This is a genomic window from Weissella ceti (genome assembly GCF_018394055.1).
Classification (GTDB): domain Bacteria; phylum Bacillota; class Bacilli; order Lactobacillales; family Lactobacillaceae; genus Weissella; species Weissella ceti.
Genome location: NZ_CP074441.1, coordinates 611,378 through 628,152 on the forward strand (window position 1 = coordinate 611,378; position 16,775 = coordinate 628,152).

The window sequence follows — 16,775 nt, forward strand, 5'->3', positions numbered from 1 at the left end:
AATATTTTTGGCACTATATATTCACAAGCCACTCCGACAAATTTTTTCATTTAACCATGAGCTTTTGACGTACTGACGCACCAATTCCCCCATAGTTGGTGCGTTTTTTTGTGTCTGTGTTTCCACAAACAAAAAATCCAGCCCGAGTATGACCCCGATAAAAGCTGAACTTTTTAGCTGGATTATTTTGATATACTTAAAACGTGGATCATTTGGCAAATATTATCGTAAATTCTACGATGAAATTTGTTAAGTGGTTATTCATTGCTTGGCTCATTTTGGGCGGTAGCCTTATGGGCATTGCTTTAATTAGCCAATATACGATTTTTTCAATGATGAAATAATATCATTTCATTATTAATCCTTTTTAATACGATACACACGCCAGTAACTACTACCATTAGTTGCTGGTTTTTTAGTTATTCAACAATTAATGTGTCATTAATATTATCCCCGCTTCTTAAAGTAAACGTAGCCACCAACAGTACTAATTAACCCAACTACTAATGTAACAATTTTCCAACCATTAACCTTGCTACCAGTATTAGGTAATTGTGGTTCTGGCTTTTGTTCAGGTGCTTTCAACTTAACATCAACCTTGTTTGATTCAGTTGTCGTTTCGTTTTGTGCCTTGTTGGCTACGTTGTCAATTGCATATGAACCGTCCTTTTGCTTATAAGCCGTTAGATCAGTTTTTTCGTCAACGTGAACTCCCAGACGTACTTGAATTTGATGACCACGATAGTCCGTCATCTTTTCAGGATTCAAAGTCGCCGTAACCTTATCAGCTTGTTCAAAGTCCTTTGTAATATCAGTTTGTGTGGTCTTGTCCACAATTTGTACTGTATCCAGTGACAAGCCCTTTTCTAGGGTGTCAGCTACCTTAAATGTTTTTGTAAGTTGTCTCTTTTCATTCAAGACATCAATCTTTGTATCCAGTACGTATCCAAACTTTTGCCCCTTTTCAATGAATGCTCCGCTCTCATCTTTGGCGTCATCAAGAGCTTGTGTCTTAGTATCTGCGATTGCCTTTTCCCAGTTATCAATCACTACTTTCTTCACAATTGGTGTAGTCTCGCCAGCTGGGACAACGGTTACTTCATTACCTGGAATCTTTTCACCATTCACAGTCATATAAACCGTGTTAGGGAATACCAAATGTCCGTCTTGTTCATACTTTGATAGATCGGCATTTTCCTTGATTGACACTTCTAGTTGCATATAAACGGTCTTATTGGCGTACTTAGAACCGTCCTTAGGCGTCCAAACAACACCTGTCCCTTCAACGAATTTTAGTGTGCCGTCTGCTGTAATATCTTTACCTTGTGCATTATTTAACTTGACAACACCACCTTCAAACTTAAAGACATCTTCTAACGGATCAACGATTGAAACCGTCTTAATATCATTACCCTTACTATCAACTTCGGGAATCTTAGCCGTTAGTCCATATGAAATCTTATCCGTAATCTTCACATTATTATCTGTGACAACATTTCCGTCTTGGTCAACTTGTGCCTTGACTGGTGCTTTTGGCGCTTCAATGTCCCAAACGACCTTGGTCTTTTCAAACGTTCCTGTTGGTGCGGGCAATGACGGGTCAATCGTTGTACTTAACGTTGCCCAAGTGCTTGCAGTAGACTTATTATTTTCACGTTGCGTATAGAAATGAATATCTTGCCCTGTCCCTTGTAGGTTTAAGGCAACTGCTCCAATGATACGATGTAGACTTGTCGCATTATCCCAACCTTTCCATGCTTTTGGTACAACATTGTCTGTAACAGTTTGTTCATTACCTTCATTTGTTACGTCAGCGTATGCCTTTGTACCATGTGCTTGAATACTTGACCCAGCTAACTTAGTTAAAGTACCACCCTTGACTAATTCAACTGATTCAACGTGGTAAGCAGGTCCTGTTTTGGTTAGTTTTCCACCTGAATACGTTTCGCTGTAACGTGCATTCAGTGAACCAATCGTAAAGTAAGCCGTCTTATCCTTAAATGAAATTTCGTTACCTTGCTCATCATAGTATTTAACACTGGCTGTAATCCCATTTGAATTGTTATACCAAACCGTATCTGTCAAATCATTAAAGATATAGATAGTTGGGTGTGCATTTTGATTACCTGTATTATTCTTTTCCAAATTCTTGTAGGTATAAATCGCCTTAGCAATCTTCTTGCCACCGTAAGAAGCGTCAATGTTCGTATACGTTGCCGTTGCGATATTCCCGTCTACGGCGTTATTGGCTTCCTTTGCTTGGACTTGATAAGCATATTGACTATCAACGACCCTACCAGCTGACCCACTAATCACATTTGAAAAGTCATCATGTTCAATCTTAACGGCTTTTGTTTTAGCATTCACAGCGGACAAATCTAGCTTTGTATTTGGTGCTTTCTTGATCAATAATTCTTGTTGAATATCTTGTGGCTTAGTTCCTTCTAGTCCAGTATCAGAACCTGCCCAATCTCCGAATTCCTTGATTTGCTTATCCAGCACCTTTTCTTGTTTGTCACGGGCTTGTTCGCCGTCTTTCATAGCCTTGTCAAATTCAGCCTTATTAGACACTTTGACCGTCTTTTCCTTAACATCAATCGACATACCTTGCTTCTTAGCGTCATTGATTTTTTGATCAACGGTCTTATAATCGGGTTGTCCAATTTTTTGATTTGGCTTAGTGGTATTCTCATCAGCGTGCACCAATCCATTAATAACGGGCATTGCTGTTCCTGCACCAACGCTTGTCATACCAACGATAACCATTGCTTTTTTCAAGTTTTTATTTGAAACCATGTCTTTCTCCTTTATATCTGTTCAAGTGATAATAATGTCCATTGATACAGAACATCATTGTGTTTGTACGCCGTAGTTGGCGCTAATCCAGCATTATTATTTATGCCTTGATTGACTTGTTGAATCAGTTGTTCGAGTGCGTCGACTGCATATAAGCCTAGTGAACGCATGCTTTGTGTAGAGACTGCTAATTGTTTACCAGCCAATAGTCGCCCATTAACAGGAATCACACCCGCAACTTGAATACCTGTATTAAAAATACCCAATGAAACAAATAACATTGTCGTCTCATCAGGTATCTCTGCTTGAATATTTAATTGTCCCCAGTTATCTGGTAATGCTTGTTCAACCGCATATAGTCCCTTGGGTGCCATACGTTGTAGGTCATACGTTAAGAAGCTATTTAAGTACACGTTTTTCTCCTTTCGATTACGAAACGCCAATCAGTTCGCCAGTCACAACAACTCGATCAAGTGCGTCATAAAAATTAGGATATTCTAGGTAACAAGTGATTAACGTTAATTGCGGTGTTTTCTTATGCTTTTTTTGGTCTGCGATTAGACCTTTTGTAGTTCGGCTAAGCCTTTGCCATGAATTTAACGCATACTTGTATGTCCTATCTCCGTCAGTGACATAAGCAATTGGTCTCTTAGAAACATCGATTTGTGTTTGCAAAGGACTAAACAACGTGCGATTATCCGCAACATTGTGCGCACCAATCGCATAATTTCCTGAACCTATTTTTTGATTTGGCTTGATTGTACCTGCCCCATAAGCAAGCACATAATTACTACTACCTTCATAGATTTGGGTTTGAATCGGGGTTTGAACACCATTTTGGACGGGAATTGAAATAGCCCCCCGTGTGATTAACGTCCCCGTACCATTTTTGTGTGCCAGAAGTTCCGAGATATTTGAAACTGCGGTATTATCATCGCCATACACAATATCTTTATCGCCTTTATTAACCGCACGTTTTGTAGGTAGATCAGTAACTGTATTTGTTTGAATGACATACCCCATGACGTAAGGTTTTGCCCATAACTCATACCCAATCGCCCCACTCAACACCAAAATAACTAACGCTAAAATTCGTCCGATCCATTTATTTTTCTTAGACGGATTACGTACTTTTTGTTGCATACTATCACCTTTCTACTTCAACGAAAACCGTAGACTAATACCAGCACTAAAGCGAAAATGATTGTGCCAATTTGACATATCCTTAATATAGGCATATCACTTGAACTAAACAAATTATCTAAATGAGCAATAATAAATACCCATAATAAAAATAACGCTACATAACTAACCATTTGTCTAATTAAACTTTTCTTCTGCCTTAGCAGATTCTGAACGCTCAATCGTCTTAAATAATTCAGTAAATTCAGGGAACATTGAATGAATCGCTAGCTTACCAACACGTCCGTAGACATCTCGGAACAAGCATTCTCCCTTAATAAAACTTTCAAACCATTCTTTATTTCTATCACTAGACTTTAAGCCAACATAATCTAAAATGGCGTCTGTTTCGGTCGGTTCATTAAAGGCGAATACGACCCCAACTTGTCCGTGATCATCTTCTGAACTGATATCCGCAATCGACTGTGTTGAATAAACCAACGCATTATTAAAGGAACGACCAACACGCTTAATCGACTTTAAAATAGCACGTCCCATTGATGACGTTTGGAAAATCCATGCTTCGTCAATAATTTCAAAGGTATACTCTTTCGGATTTTCACGTCCAAACTTATCCGCAAACTTACCTAGTGCAAACATGGTTGCCAGTGAGTTACGTTGCATATCTGTATAAGTCGCTGGATCATCTTTTTCATTTGGCAAGTCTAGTCCCGCAACTTCCAGAATATTGATACGTGTCTTGAAACTAACCGAATCATTTGAACCGTCAGAGAAACTTAGGCGTAGAATACCACCAGTCACACGATCTTTAATCGCTTCTGCCATTTCTTTAATGTCATCCTTAGTAGCTGATTGTTTCATAACGTCCAACACAGTCAACATACCCACTTGCTTGCCTGCCCATTTTTGCTTAATCACATCTTTAATCGCTTTTTCTAAATGCGTTTTCATGATTTGATTATTCAAAGGAAAGACTTGCGAGAACATCGCTACGGCAACGTCATACGCTGGATCTGCATCAGGTTCAGTAATTTCGTAACTTTGACCTAACCCCGACATAAAAACAATGGGATCTAAGACGCCCCAGTTTTGAGAATCGGTTTGATCCAGTGTTGTGAAGTGAAATTCATTAATTAAGTCCATTAATTCAGGATATTTACTTCTAAATGAGGGATTACTAGTTGCAATATCAAACCACCCTTTAATTTCTTGTTTAGGGTCGATATATAACAATTTCCCTTTCATCATGGCTTGATACATCATAATTAACTTAACTAGAAATGACTTACCCTTACCTGTTTCTCCTGTAATCGAAATATGCGGACTATCAGTGGCTGCGCCTTGTAACCCTTGATTAGAAACTGATGGATTCAATAATACTAAGTCTTTTGATGAATAAACACTTTTCTTTAAACTTTCACTACGAATCGTATTAGATACACGGCCAATTACAAAACCTGTATTGTTTCCTAGTTGATGAGAAATGCCAAATAAGTTTTCAGCCAAACCGTCTTGTGACGCATATTGTAACCAACGTTTCTCGCCAAACAACGAATAGCCGGGAATAAAGCGATAAAATAAGTCGATTTGTTGCGCACTAGCTGTACTTAGTTCGACCTGACGGTCTGCCATCATTTTTTTAAAAGATGATACTCGCTTACGGATTTCCTGTATATCTTTGCCATAGACCACATATACTGCCATAAAACGGAAATATTCATTATCACGATCAACACCATTTTTCATTTGATTCAATAAAAACTTAGTCATTTTTCGCTTGTCTGAACGATCCATTTGCCCAGCAATATATCCGTCTTTATCTTCTGACCCAATTTCCTTTGTCAAAGCGGAAAGTTTTCCTTTCAATGTTCCAAAAAGACCTGATTTTTGTTCGGTCATAACTTTCATACGCAGTTCAACTGGAAATTTCTTAGCTTGTGCAACTTCATAAAACAAACTATTTTGTAAGTCAACGGGTGTTTCAGACACAGGCAACATAGCCACATAACCAGAACCATTTGTATTTTTCATATAAATCGTGCCACGCTTAGTCGCATTCAGTGTTGTATCTGAAATGTTTTCTAAAAAGTGATCGCGACTTTCAGTTTCAACTGAATGCTTAATCCCACGCATAAATCCATATCGGATAAAGTAAGCTAATTGATTCTCTGTTAAAGCTTGTCCACCTAGTGGCGCTAGAATATTTTCAGCTTCCGTATTACTATCCACATATGACTTATAAAAGTCTTCAGCAATTTCAACTTCATATCCTATACCACTCGCAATGGCTTGGGTAAATTGATTAATAACCGACTTAACCGATGAACGAATAGATTGATCATATTGAAATGACTTCAACTTGACACCCACAATATAATAACTTTCAGTGATAGTATCAAACTCTTTATTCAGGAGACTAATTTGCTTAGAAGCGTAATGTTTCGCCACATGTTCCACATCAGGTGCAAAATCGTTTGATAGTGATGTTTCGCCAAAAAAACGTTCTTCTAAATCAAATTCTTTTGGAATAAGAGTTAATTCAAATTCACCATACTTAGCGAGTCTTTTATAAATAGCAGATAATTTTAATTTATGCGCTTCTTTTTGTTTGCTGTCATGATTTGAAATACTAATACTTTTTACTCGAAAATACCCCCATACGTCTCCGTCCTTATTCACAAGTAAGTTCTCATGAATGGCACGCATTGGGTTCTTTAATTTTGTTCCCACGATCATTCCCCTTTCTGGTACAAAATAAATATCCAGCCCGAGTGCGACCCCGTAATTAAAGCTGAACTTTATAGCTGGATTGTATATATTTAATTACTTTGAACGTAGTATCCGTCTAGCTCCATATAGTCACCAGATAGACGCAAGTCACGTCCAACCTTATCCCAATCAATATAATTTAAAATATCTTGATTAGACATGACAAACGTATTAGCGTCCCACCCCATTTGTTCTTGTAGTTCCATGGCGAAATTACGGTCATCGGGTGCTTCAATAATCGTCAGTTGATCAGGATTAAAAATTCTTTTCCAAGAACCCTCGTACACATTGTCCACAATATTGCGAATGACATTATCTGATAAGGTACTCAACGTACTATTTGACAATTCACTAATCACTTCATTCAAGTGTTTTGTTTCAAAGGGATACGTTAGATCAAATGGCATATTATGATCCGCAACTTCAACTTCGTGTGACCCAATCCATTGGGCTATTTCCGTTGCTTTAAAAGGATAATTAAATGTACGTGATTCATTATTGCTTGTTTTGACTAAGGTAATGGTTAATTCGTCTGCATTAAACGACATAGGTTTTTCCTTTCTAAACTAAAAAGCTACCAACACAAAAGTTAGTAGCTATACTGATTCATATAAATAATATCCGGGTATTTTTGTAATGTAATCTTTACGAGTAATCGTTAATTTTTGACCAACTAACTTAAAGTTAAACTCACCATTTTCAGTCAAGTAATTTCTCTGGTCATCAAGGTACGTTGTAATGAACTCATCTTCTGAATACTCCAACCAATGATAAAACTCAAACGCAAATTCTTCGTCAGTATTTGCAGGAAAGACTGTCCAATCCAACAATGCAATTCCTTTATAAGATGACCCATAATGCTTTTGCAAAAATGATTTTACGGTCTCAAATGGCATACTACTTAAAATACTACATGTAATAGACTGCATACTTTCAAATAACGCTGGATAGTCGAGTGATGCTGATAAGTCAAAAGGTAAGTTATGATCAACAATTTCGTATGGCTCTTCTTGTAGCCATTCCGTAACGAATATTGGATATAACTTTACATCTGAAAATGTTTTTGTTTCGCCTGTTTTAGACTTACGAAACGTAATTGTGAAGTCATTCATTTAATCTGTACCTCATCTTCGGTATAGAACACTTGTATATCATGACAAATTGTCTTATCAGGTAAGTAGAACTGCCACATGTATTTAAGATATTGCCACACATACTGGTGTACTTTTAAACCGTCAGGATTAACCATATCATGGATTTTATATACAATAAAAGGCGGAAATATCACAGACGCCAATACAAAATTAGGCATGGTTTTCCAAACAAAGTACACAAAGGGTAAGTTTACAAGAAACGCTAACAATACCACCACAAAATTTTCCAATGAAACTGCATAGGTAATCCCACCAAATTTTGACGACGTGCGTCCACGTAATGTGTAACTATGTCTAAACAATAAACGATAGTTATAGGTCTCTCTTTTCATACCCTTAACTACCAAATACCATACGCATAAGATTAGAAATCACACGCATAATCATTTGTCCTTGTGTAATCAATAAGTAGACGAATCCACCCACACCAGCCAAGATGAAAATGTACTTGAAATCCTTTTTAAAGAATCCAACCAATCCACCAACGACTAGGGCGATGATCAATAATGATCCACCTTGTTGTTGTACCCATTGTTGTAATCCAACAAAACTCATAAGCTCTTCTCCTTACTTCTATAATTTTTAGTGTGTAAACTTAACGACAAAATATGTGCCGTCTTGCTTCTTCAATGACAAATCAAACTGTTCAGCGTGAATAGCCCCAGTTGTTGTATCTTCTAACTGTACAACACCCGATACACGTGGTTCACTAGGCTTACCAGATGTTTGCGTATCTGTAACTGCCTTAACCTTGTATGCACCATTCAATCCCACAGGATTATTCATCACAAATTCCATTTCCTTAGTTGGAGATGAAACATACTTTTCTAAGAATTTCGTAGTAAACGTGTTTACTGAATCCACGTCAGCCGATTCAAGATCAGACTGTTCGTTTGTATTACGAACCAAACTATCAGCAATGTGTCCCACCGTTGATTGTTCAGTCGTCATAAACGGAAACGCAACCACTGTATAACGATTATTCTTTTCAGCATATGGAATATTCAAGAAAAGTGTTTGTGTCTCATGCACATCAACTTTACTCTTCTTTTTATGCTTGCCTTTACCACTCTCAACTTCCTTAGTACCCGTAGTTGTCTTTACAGAAACCTTCATTTGGGCAATTTTAGCGTCATTTTCAACATAAAGCGCCACTAATTCGGAGCTTTCGAGCGATTGAGCTTTCCAATTGTCCATAACAGATAACTTAGAGACATCTAAGTCAGTCGCAAAGTACGGCTTTAAACTGTCCAGCCATTTTTGATAATCGCCAGTCTCTCCCGTACGAGTTTCAAATACAGATAGAAATTCATTTAAATAACGCCCCAATGACGGGTTATATGCCAACAAACCAGTTTGTGCCTTATCTAGCTTGTCTTCATAACTCTTTTGTTGCGACCTTAAATGCCGATTTTGTTCCGTGACATTTGAGACTTTCAAAAATGCTAATGGTCCACTAATCACTAACAAGCCAATCAACGTACCCATGATCCAGCGAGTTCTCTTTACAGAAATCTTGCGTGTTTTAGGTAGTCGCTTAGCTTTTAGCTTTTCAATTTTCTTAAACCCAAAAATCTTAATAATACTCACGTTCCTTTCAAAGTTTTTACTGAAAACACCGCCATTTAGGCAATTAAAAAACAACCGTTCATTTATGAATAGTTGTTTTAGATTAATATTTAGTTCTTTTCTGACTTCAAGAAACGATCTGCCTTTGCAACTGCTTCTTCAACAGCCTTTGAGACGTTTTGAGCGTTCTTAACAATCCCAGAGTTCTTAGCAATAAAGCGCAAGTTCATACGCATTGCCTTTAATTCATCTGCAAACAAATCTTCCAACATTGGATCTTCTGCAATCATTGCGTCCAATTCAGCTGTCCCAGCATATAGCTTTTCTTTGTCTAGCTTAGCCATACTTGCCGTGATTTGATTAGCGTGTTCTTGTGTTTCTTGTAGTGCCTTCTTCAATCGTGTTGCTGATACTTGTCCTGCCATAATAATGGTCTCCTTTTTTCACTGTAATTTATAGTTAGAATTTTAATACATTAACTTTGAATACCCACCCGCTTGTTTTCAGTAACCCGTGTTCTATGATTAATGTTGTTTTTCAAATTCATTCGCTAGTGTGTTTTCTTCTTCAATTTGTCGATTTAATGCTTCTAATAGCTTTTCATGTTTGGGAGATAATTCAGCTTCACGCATAAACTCCATAACATCGGATAATGCACCTGCTTCATCTAGTAATTTCAAAGTCGGAGCTACTGAACGTTGAATCCATGCTAGTGACCTTTCCAAACTAACTTCTTCTGGCAATGTTTCAAATACAATTTCCTTAGCGTGTAAGACGAAGTAATGCCATTGTTGAAAGACAGGTCTATCTTCTGCTTCTACATAGTCATCACGTGCTTTAATTTTGGGATCAATATACTCATAAAACGTAATATACCGATTGAAATAACCATATACGGTTGGGATTAAGTCATCGCTCACAATCCAATCATGCACAACTTGCATAGCTTTACGAGTATCGCCAATCTGTAATTCATACCGATTAACAATACCTAAATCACTTTTAGTTGTTCCTAACTTACTCGCAACTTCTTTGTCCTTTTCATAAAATCGAAAGAACACATTACCACGCTTACCAAACTCTAACGTCCACCCGTCATATTCATTACCATGAATAATTGGCTTACTTCTAAAACGACTTTTGTAGTCCTTATTCATGGCTAACTTAATCAAGGTGTCAATGTCGAACCAGCCCCGTGGTTGAATGTAATCATTGATCGCCATGTCAATACGAGTCACTTTTCCTGAATATTGCATTGTTGCGACATAGAGCAAGTCAACCCAAGTGCGCTTTTGCTTTTGTAACAGAAACTCCATAGACCGACAACCACGTCCAGATATTTGTAGTAACGCCCCGATTTCATCAACATTTTCAGAACGAGTAAATACTCGAATATAGAAAAAACCAGAGTAGTTAAGCGAAGCCTTGTACAACATGCTTGCATTACCACCACTGGTTGAAAAATCGTCAATATTCATGCCTAACACGTCCGAAATAACTTTTTCAGGTGTTAAAGTTTCAAAACTGATACGTAAGTAATCGAGCGCAATTGCCATAGTCCCGTTAAAAGACGTAAAACTTAAATGAATACGCTCCTGAACTTTTTCAGGTATTTCATTTGCGCCTGATTCATAACGGGCATACGTTGTCTTACTAATATCTAAGTAGGCTGCCATTTGCCTAACAGACCATTCACGTTCCACACGATACTGTTTTAATTGTTCAGACGTTATCATATTCAAATTCCCCGTCATCAATTTTAGCTAAGCCAATCGTTGCTGTTGCACGCAATCGTTCACGCCATTCACACCACAACTGAACTACCTTAGCTTGCCCGTCAAATGAAAGACTTGATTTATAAAAGTTAACCACGTCATATCCATTTTCAACCGGCGTAATTGATTCAACGGACATAGTACCTAACAAATCAGGTAATTCAGCTGGTAAAGTCCATATATTAGCTAGACAAGTAATTTCAGCCCCTTGCGGGTCAATTAACGTAAAAATGAACTGATCACTTTCTGGCAAAACCAGTAAATGCTCTAATCCGAAAAACTTATATTCTACAATTTCACTCATTATTTAACCCTTTCTAGTCGTGTCCCATATTCAATCAAATGGGACACTTGCTAAAATCAACGTCAGAGCTATCATATCAACGTTTAGCGCTGTTTTTTGCTTATTTTTAAGCCCCCCTATTAGGTAAACGGGGGCTGGACGATAAAGTAAAGTTGCTGATAACGCCACGACCGCAAGAACATCGGCATTTCCGACACAAAAAAAGAGAGTTTGTACCCCTTAACAAGGGTGTGGTGTCGCCTAACGGCGACACCTTACACCCAGTTCCTAACGTCACTATTGTTAAGGTCAACACTCTCTAACTTCTTTTGCTTTGTCTACAATACCGCTGTTTGTCGTAACAGCAACTAAACTTCATCATTCAGTTTTTTCTGTATTTGTGTTTTCTGCTAATTGTTCGCCTAGCTTGTTAAAATATGCTTTTGCTTTAAAGCCCCGTGGAATCAACGGAGCAAAGAATGCCCGTGGTAAATCAGGTGACATTTGGGCATAGCCCCAACCTTTCAACTTCTTTGATAGGTTAACAAAATCATTTGGGTCAGCTTCTGGAAACATCATCGTTAATCCAGCAGACTTCATCTTTCCTAACGTTACACGGAATTGGAATTGATCACGAGCCCCAGAACCGATACTATCAGCGTCAGGACGTTGCATAGCCACAATCAAGAAAAACCCAAGTTGACGACCTAGCATAACAATCTCACCCACTTGTTTCTTCAACTGTTCTTGTTGTTTCCACTCCAACTTACTTACAAACGCTCCAAATTCATCAAACACAAAGAAACTAGGTTTCAATTCAAAATCACGATAATCGCCCATACCGTCATCGTTTTTCAGAATTTCAGTATATTCTTCTGCACGTAGATACATCTCATCATAAAACTTTGTAAATGCCTTTAAAATACGGTCATCAGAGTAAACCACTTTACCTTTCAAACCCGTTGTTTGTGCCAAACTAGCTAAATCAGTCCGTTTTGGATCAGCAACCATTAAATCAGCACCTGATTTCAAAATACCAGAAATAATTGAAAACAAGAAAAATGACTTACCAGAACCAGTATCCCCAGCAACTAACATATGTGGTACTTTGGCAAAGTTCCATGTAAACCCATCCATGATTTGAATAGAATCACTTTTAATCTCCATATCATCTAATGGCACACGTGCCTTTTCAGGGAAAACTAAAAATTCATGTATCACAAATCCGTCTTCTGCCGTTTCATCAGACTTTGTAGAACGTGTAGACATCACAATTTCACTCGATAAGATCCCGTCTTTAAATTGTTTTTGAAATTTATTACCGTCTTGTGGTAGATATAACTGAAAACCAGTCGGCAAAAATTTAACATACAGACGTGGATAATAAACAAGCTTTTTCTTTTGCTTACCATCTTTATTAACGACTTTTTCAGTATACAACTGTTTATTTTTAATACTGGTTGCCACTAAGGTCATCTTATAAATCTTGCCCCAAAATCCCATATCATAACGTTTCGCACGGTAAAATGCCCATAACACTAACACCGACACAAAATACGCCAAAATACTAACGATTAAAATAACATAATTGATATTAAAAAAGCCAGTCCACAAATAATGGTAACTGGCAATTGATAATTGAATAATAGGAACAATCAAAATAGGCAACGATAACGACCAAATCATTTTAGCTGGCAATCTATCAAAGCTATAAAAAATACGAAAGCCACGTTTAAACATGTACTATCCACCTACTTTCAAAGGATTGATTATCCCTTCTTTCCTTCTTGCTTTGTTTCAGGCTTGTTAGGTGTAGATACCTTGGCGTTAGCCTTTTCAACGTTGGTAGCACTTACCAAATGAGACCAGTTACGAACATCAGGCTTAAAGAAACGAATGCGTCATTCTGTCAATTTAATATCATCTCCCATTACAAAATCATTTTCAATTTGACTTAGCAATGGTAATGGCATGTCCACAACAACTGTTTCGTTCTTTTGCTTATCATGCACACTCAACTTAACAACGTCTTCCTTAATAGCGTCCATATCTTCACCAGTACGAGCTGCTTGACGACGTTCATTAGACTTTGCTTGTGAGAATCCAGTCTTAACACCAATGAATTGTAGTTCTTGTCCAATGTATTGATTAACAGGGATTTCATAATCGTTATCAGAAAATGTGACCATAATATCTGATCCACCAGTTACTTCGTCTGCCCAGCGTGATTTTTCATCTGAATCTGCCTTAACCAATTTTCCAGTCAATACACCTGAATTGGCGTCTGTATCACGACCAATCCCTGATGATGTAATTTCAGCATTAATTAAACGAACTTCTTCCATAAAATTAAAGTCTGCTGGGTTAAAGTTATCTTGTTTCTTCACGGTAATTAGATGATTACCAAGCACCTTTTCAGCACTTAAAGAGATAAAATCACCATTTACACCCCCATACTTCAACTTTCCAAGTGTATTTTCAACGTTCAAAGGTAGATCCATAAGTGTCAACATAATAAAATTCTCCATTTTCTTTTTTAAAATAATTTGATTTACTGCAAAATAAAAACCGACTATCTAGTTGATAATCAGTTTTGTTAATTGATATTCTATTCGCCTGCTCGGTATAATTAATACGTCATCGCAATATGCGTTAAATTTATTATTAAGGAAAAAACATGAAACACGTGAAAAAACCACCTATCCAAGTAACAATGCTCCCTAATGAGAAAACACCATATAAATTTACATATACAAAAAAATATATTTTGAAGTTATGTTTAACTAGTTTTCTTTTGTCATTTATTATTTCTATGCCACTATCTTTTACTGAAAACCTATCAAACACAATTGTAACATTATGGATAATGATGATAATAATTTCATTAATTACGACAATAAGCATTATATTAGTGTATTCTGTCGTAAACAAATCTCTAAATCGTTCTGTTGTCGGCTATTGCCTTATACTGTTCTCGATTGTTTGTTTCTTATTATCTGCATTTGTTGCTCTTCCTGCAACTACAAATATGCACATAATCTCTGTATTTTATATTTTCATAACGGTAAGTGTAACTTTACACATATTAACATTAGTTTGGGATTATCTTGATACTGTTGATATTCAAGAACATAGTTATTTAGGTAAAAACCTAACAATCTTAACTCCAATTTTGTTGAGTTTTGGACTCTTATTGGTTACCATATTAACTTTCTTCAAAAAATAATAAACGCAGTAGTAGTCTACCAGACCCCATTAAATGGGCTATCCCCTATTGAACTACATTCGTACAATAAGGAATGACTTAGATTCTTCAATCCAAGTTTCGGCTTTATTGATAAAGGGGTCAAACTGTTCTCTTTTTCGTCCGCAACACCCCTAGAAGCAAGACCTATTGTGTTCAGTGATATTTTAGATGTATAATGTTCTTTGCTAGTGGCATTATACATCTAAAATGTTTGAACAGGTTTTGTTCTTATTTTATTTATTTGTCAAAGATCAAGTCGGCTGATTTAATCAGTCGGCTTTTTCTTTTTGTCCCATAACTAAGAAAAAGCACAGAAACGATAGATTACAAACACGTTACGAATTAGTAACTTCGTTCTCTATCACTTCTATGCTTTTAATATTAATATTTTGGTTGCAACCCCTAATGCCAATTTTTTTGAAATTGTAATGTATTTGTAACCGAAACGGATCTACCCCTAGGCATTATGCGGATTTAATTAATTACAAATCGACTACAATGTGTATTTCTAACGAATATATCATTAACAAATTAAGAAACATTCGTTACCAATAGCACTTTAGAAGTTACTATATCTATTAATATGTAGTTTGTAAGTGTTAAACGTTACTGGAAACTAAAACTAATTTCTTTTTTAAAATAGTTAGTCTGTTACATAAAATAAAAACTGATTATCACGTAAATGATAACCAGTATGGATTGATATTATATTCGCCTGCTCTGTATAATTAATACATCGTCGCAATTTACGTTAAGTCTATTTAAGGAATTACGGATTATGAAACAACACAAGAAAAAACCAATAGAAGTAAAATTAATTGAACCAGAAGTACCAAAATACATATATAATCCATCAAAAACAACAAATGATTTTATGATCGCAACATTTCTGTTATTAATCATGATGTCAATTCCATATACAAATAAAATGTTATATATAATAAAATTAAATGATAATCATGAAATAATTTTAAATTACTTAATACTAGGTATTATGGCGATTTTATCAACGAGTATAATGCCTATTACCCGATCAAAAAAGATAACTATAAAGGAAAAAACTAAACTATCCTTCAAAGAAATAAAAGCAACGCACCCAATATTGTTTACATTGCTCATTGCAACAATGTGTATCCAACAACTTATATATCGTTCAAACGGAATATTGTATGGTATATCTTTTTTCATGCTTTTAATGATAGAATGGTATTTCTTGATTTGGATAACCCACTATATATTCCAATCTATTGATTATTTCTGCAAAGTTGATATAAAAAAACAAAATATTATCATATCAAATACTCTAACAATTCTACCAATAATAATTTCGTTTATTGCATTAATTGTTTCACTCCTAAAATCCTAAATAAACGCAATAGTAGTCTATCAACCAGTCATTAAATGACATATCCCCTATTGAACTACGTTCGCACGATAAGGAATTACTTAAATTCTTCAATCTAAGTTTCGGCTTTATTGATAAAGGGGTCAAACTGTTCTCTTTTACGTCCGCAACACCCCTAGAATAAAAGGATTTACGGTTGTTCAACTACATGTTATACTTATCCATATTCTACATGCATAAATATCTGTAAATGAATGAAAATCTTTTATTCTTTTTATATTTATTTATCAAAGATCAAGTCCGCTGATTTTAATCAGTCGGCTTTTTCTTTTTGTCCCATAAACTAAAGAAAAAGCATAGAGATGATAAAGAATATAAACATTACATTTATGTAACGCATTTCTCTATCACTTCTATGCTTTTAATATTATAGTTTTGAAAGCACGAATATTTATCACTAACCTTCTAGTAACTCATACTATGAATCTCTTTTATGCATTTTAGATTTAAAAATTCTCTTGATTATTTGCGCCTGATTCAGAATTGCTTTGTTTTTTATGACGTTATATAAACGCATTGAGACATTATTTCAAACTATTTCTGTGGATACTTGGTTATCTTGTTTATTGAGGACGTATTTCAGAAACAGCTCAAACTCACATATTGTGCCTGTTAAATCCAGTCACAGTTTGAT

At 36.1% G+C, this 16,775-nt stretch carries 14 protein-coding genes; 1 reads left to right on the forward strand and 13 read right to left on the reverse strand.

Going from position 1 to position 16,775, the window contains the following annotated elements; all coding sequences use genetic code 11:
- Nucleotides 1-447: 447 nt before the first annotated feature.
- The 13 genes from KHQ31_RS03090 to KHQ31_RS03155 all read right to left on the reverse strand — a co-directional run bounded on the left by KHQ31_RS03090 (nt 448) and on the right by KHQ31_RS03155 (nt 14,002).
- Nucleotides 448-2,796 carry an isopeptide-forming domain-containing fimbrial protein gene (locus KHQ31_RS03090; protein ID WP_213409527.1) on the reverse strand — a complete coding sequence of 783 codons (2,349 nt, stop codon included), beginning with the start codon at nt 2,794-2,796 and terminating at the stop codon, nt 448-450.
- A gap of 11 nt (nt 2,797-2,807) precedes the next feature.
- Nucleotides 2,808-3,209: a hypothetical protein gene (locus KHQ31_RS03095; protein WP_213409528.1), complete on the reverse strand. Its 402-nt coding sequence runs from the start codon at nt 3,207-3,209 to the stop codon at nt 2,808-2,810.
- A 16-nt stretch (nt 3,210-3,225) separates the two neighbouring features.
- Nucleotides 3,226-3,939: a class A sortase gene (locus KHQ31_RS03100; RefSeq protein ID WP_213409529.1), complete on the reverse strand. Its 714-nt coding sequence runs from the start codon at nt 3,937-3,939 to the stop codon at nt 3,226-3,228.
- Nucleotides 3,940-4,116: 177 nt separating this feature from the next.
- Nucleotides 4,117-6,669, reverse strand: coding sequence for an ATP-binding protein (locus KHQ31_RS03105; RefSeq protein WP_213409530.1), 2,553 nt, complete (start codon nt 6,667-6,669; stop codon nt 4,117-4,119).
- 89 nt (nt 6,670-6,758) lie between these two features.
- On the reverse strand, nt 6,759-7,256 hold the full coding sequence (locus tag KHQ31_RS03110) for an antirestriction protein ArdA (RefSeq protein WP_213409531.1): 498 nt from the start codon (nt 7,254-7,256) through the stop codon (nt 6,759-6,761).
- Between the two features lie 48 nt (nt 7,257-7,304).
- Nucleotides 7,305-7,820: a hypothetical protein gene (locus KHQ31_RS03115; protein WP_213409532.1), complete on the reverse strand. Its 516-nt coding sequence runs from the start codon at nt 7,818-7,820 to the stop codon at nt 7,305-7,307.
- Nucleotides 7,821-8,198: 378 nt separating this feature from the next.
- Nucleotides 8,199-8,417, reverse strand: a complete 219-nt coding sequence (locus tag KHQ31_RS03125; RefSeq protein WP_213409534.1) for a hypothetical protein — start codon at nt 8,415-8,417, stop codon at nt 8,199-8,201.
- 27 nt (nt 8,418-8,444) lie between these two features.
- A complete protein-coding gene (locus KHQ31_RS03130; RefSeq protein ID WP_213409535.1) occupies nt 8,445-9,452 on the reverse strand; it encodes a conjugal transfer protein in 1,008 nt (335 codons plus the stop codon).
- Between the two features lie 89 nt (nt 9,453-9,541).
- Entirely contained in the window at nt 9,542-9,856 is a 315-nt protein-coding gene (locus tag KHQ31_RS03135; protein WP_213409536.1) for a hypothetical protein, read from the reverse strand.
- A gap of 99 nt (nt 9,857-9,955) precedes the next feature.
- Nucleotides 9,956-11,167 (reverse strand): replication initiation factor domain-containing protein, encoded by a 1,212-nt coding sequence (locus KHQ31_RS03140; protein ID WP_213409537.1) that lies wholly within the window; start codon nt 11,165-11,167, stop codon nt 9,956-9,958.
- The gene (locus KHQ31_RS03145; RefSeq protein ID WP_213409538.1) at nt 11,154-11,510 is read right to left on the reverse strand and encodes a hypothetical protein; all 357 of its coding nucleotides are present in this window, start codon (nt 11,508-11,510) and stop codon (nt 11,154-11,156) included. The genes KHQ31_RS03140 and KHQ31_RS03145 overlap by 14 nt, the downstream gene beginning before the upstream one ends.
- Before the next feature lie 357 nt (nt 11,511-11,867).
- Entirely contained in the window at nt 11,868-13,229 is a 1,362-nt protein-coding gene (locus KHQ31_RS03150) for an FtsK/SpoIIIE domain-containing protein (protein WP_213409539.1), read from the reverse strand.
- 161 nt (nt 13,230-13,390) lie between these two features.
- On the reverse strand, nt 13,391-14,002 hold the full coding sequence (locus KHQ31_RS03155; RefSeq protein ID WP_213409540.1) for a hypothetical protein: 612 nt from the start codon (nt 14,000-14,002) through the stop codon (nt 13,391-13,393).
- Nucleotides 14,003-15,514: 1,512 nt separating this feature from the next.
- On the opposite strand from KHQ31_RS03155, the gene KHQ31_RS03160 reads away from it, so the two are divergent.
- Nucleotides 15,515-16,102, forward strand: a complete 588-nt coding sequence (locus KHQ31_RS03160; protein WP_213409541.1) for a hypothetical protein — start codon at nt 15,515-15,517, stop codon at nt 16,100-16,102.
- Nucleotides 16,103-16,775 lie beyond the last annotated feature (673 nt).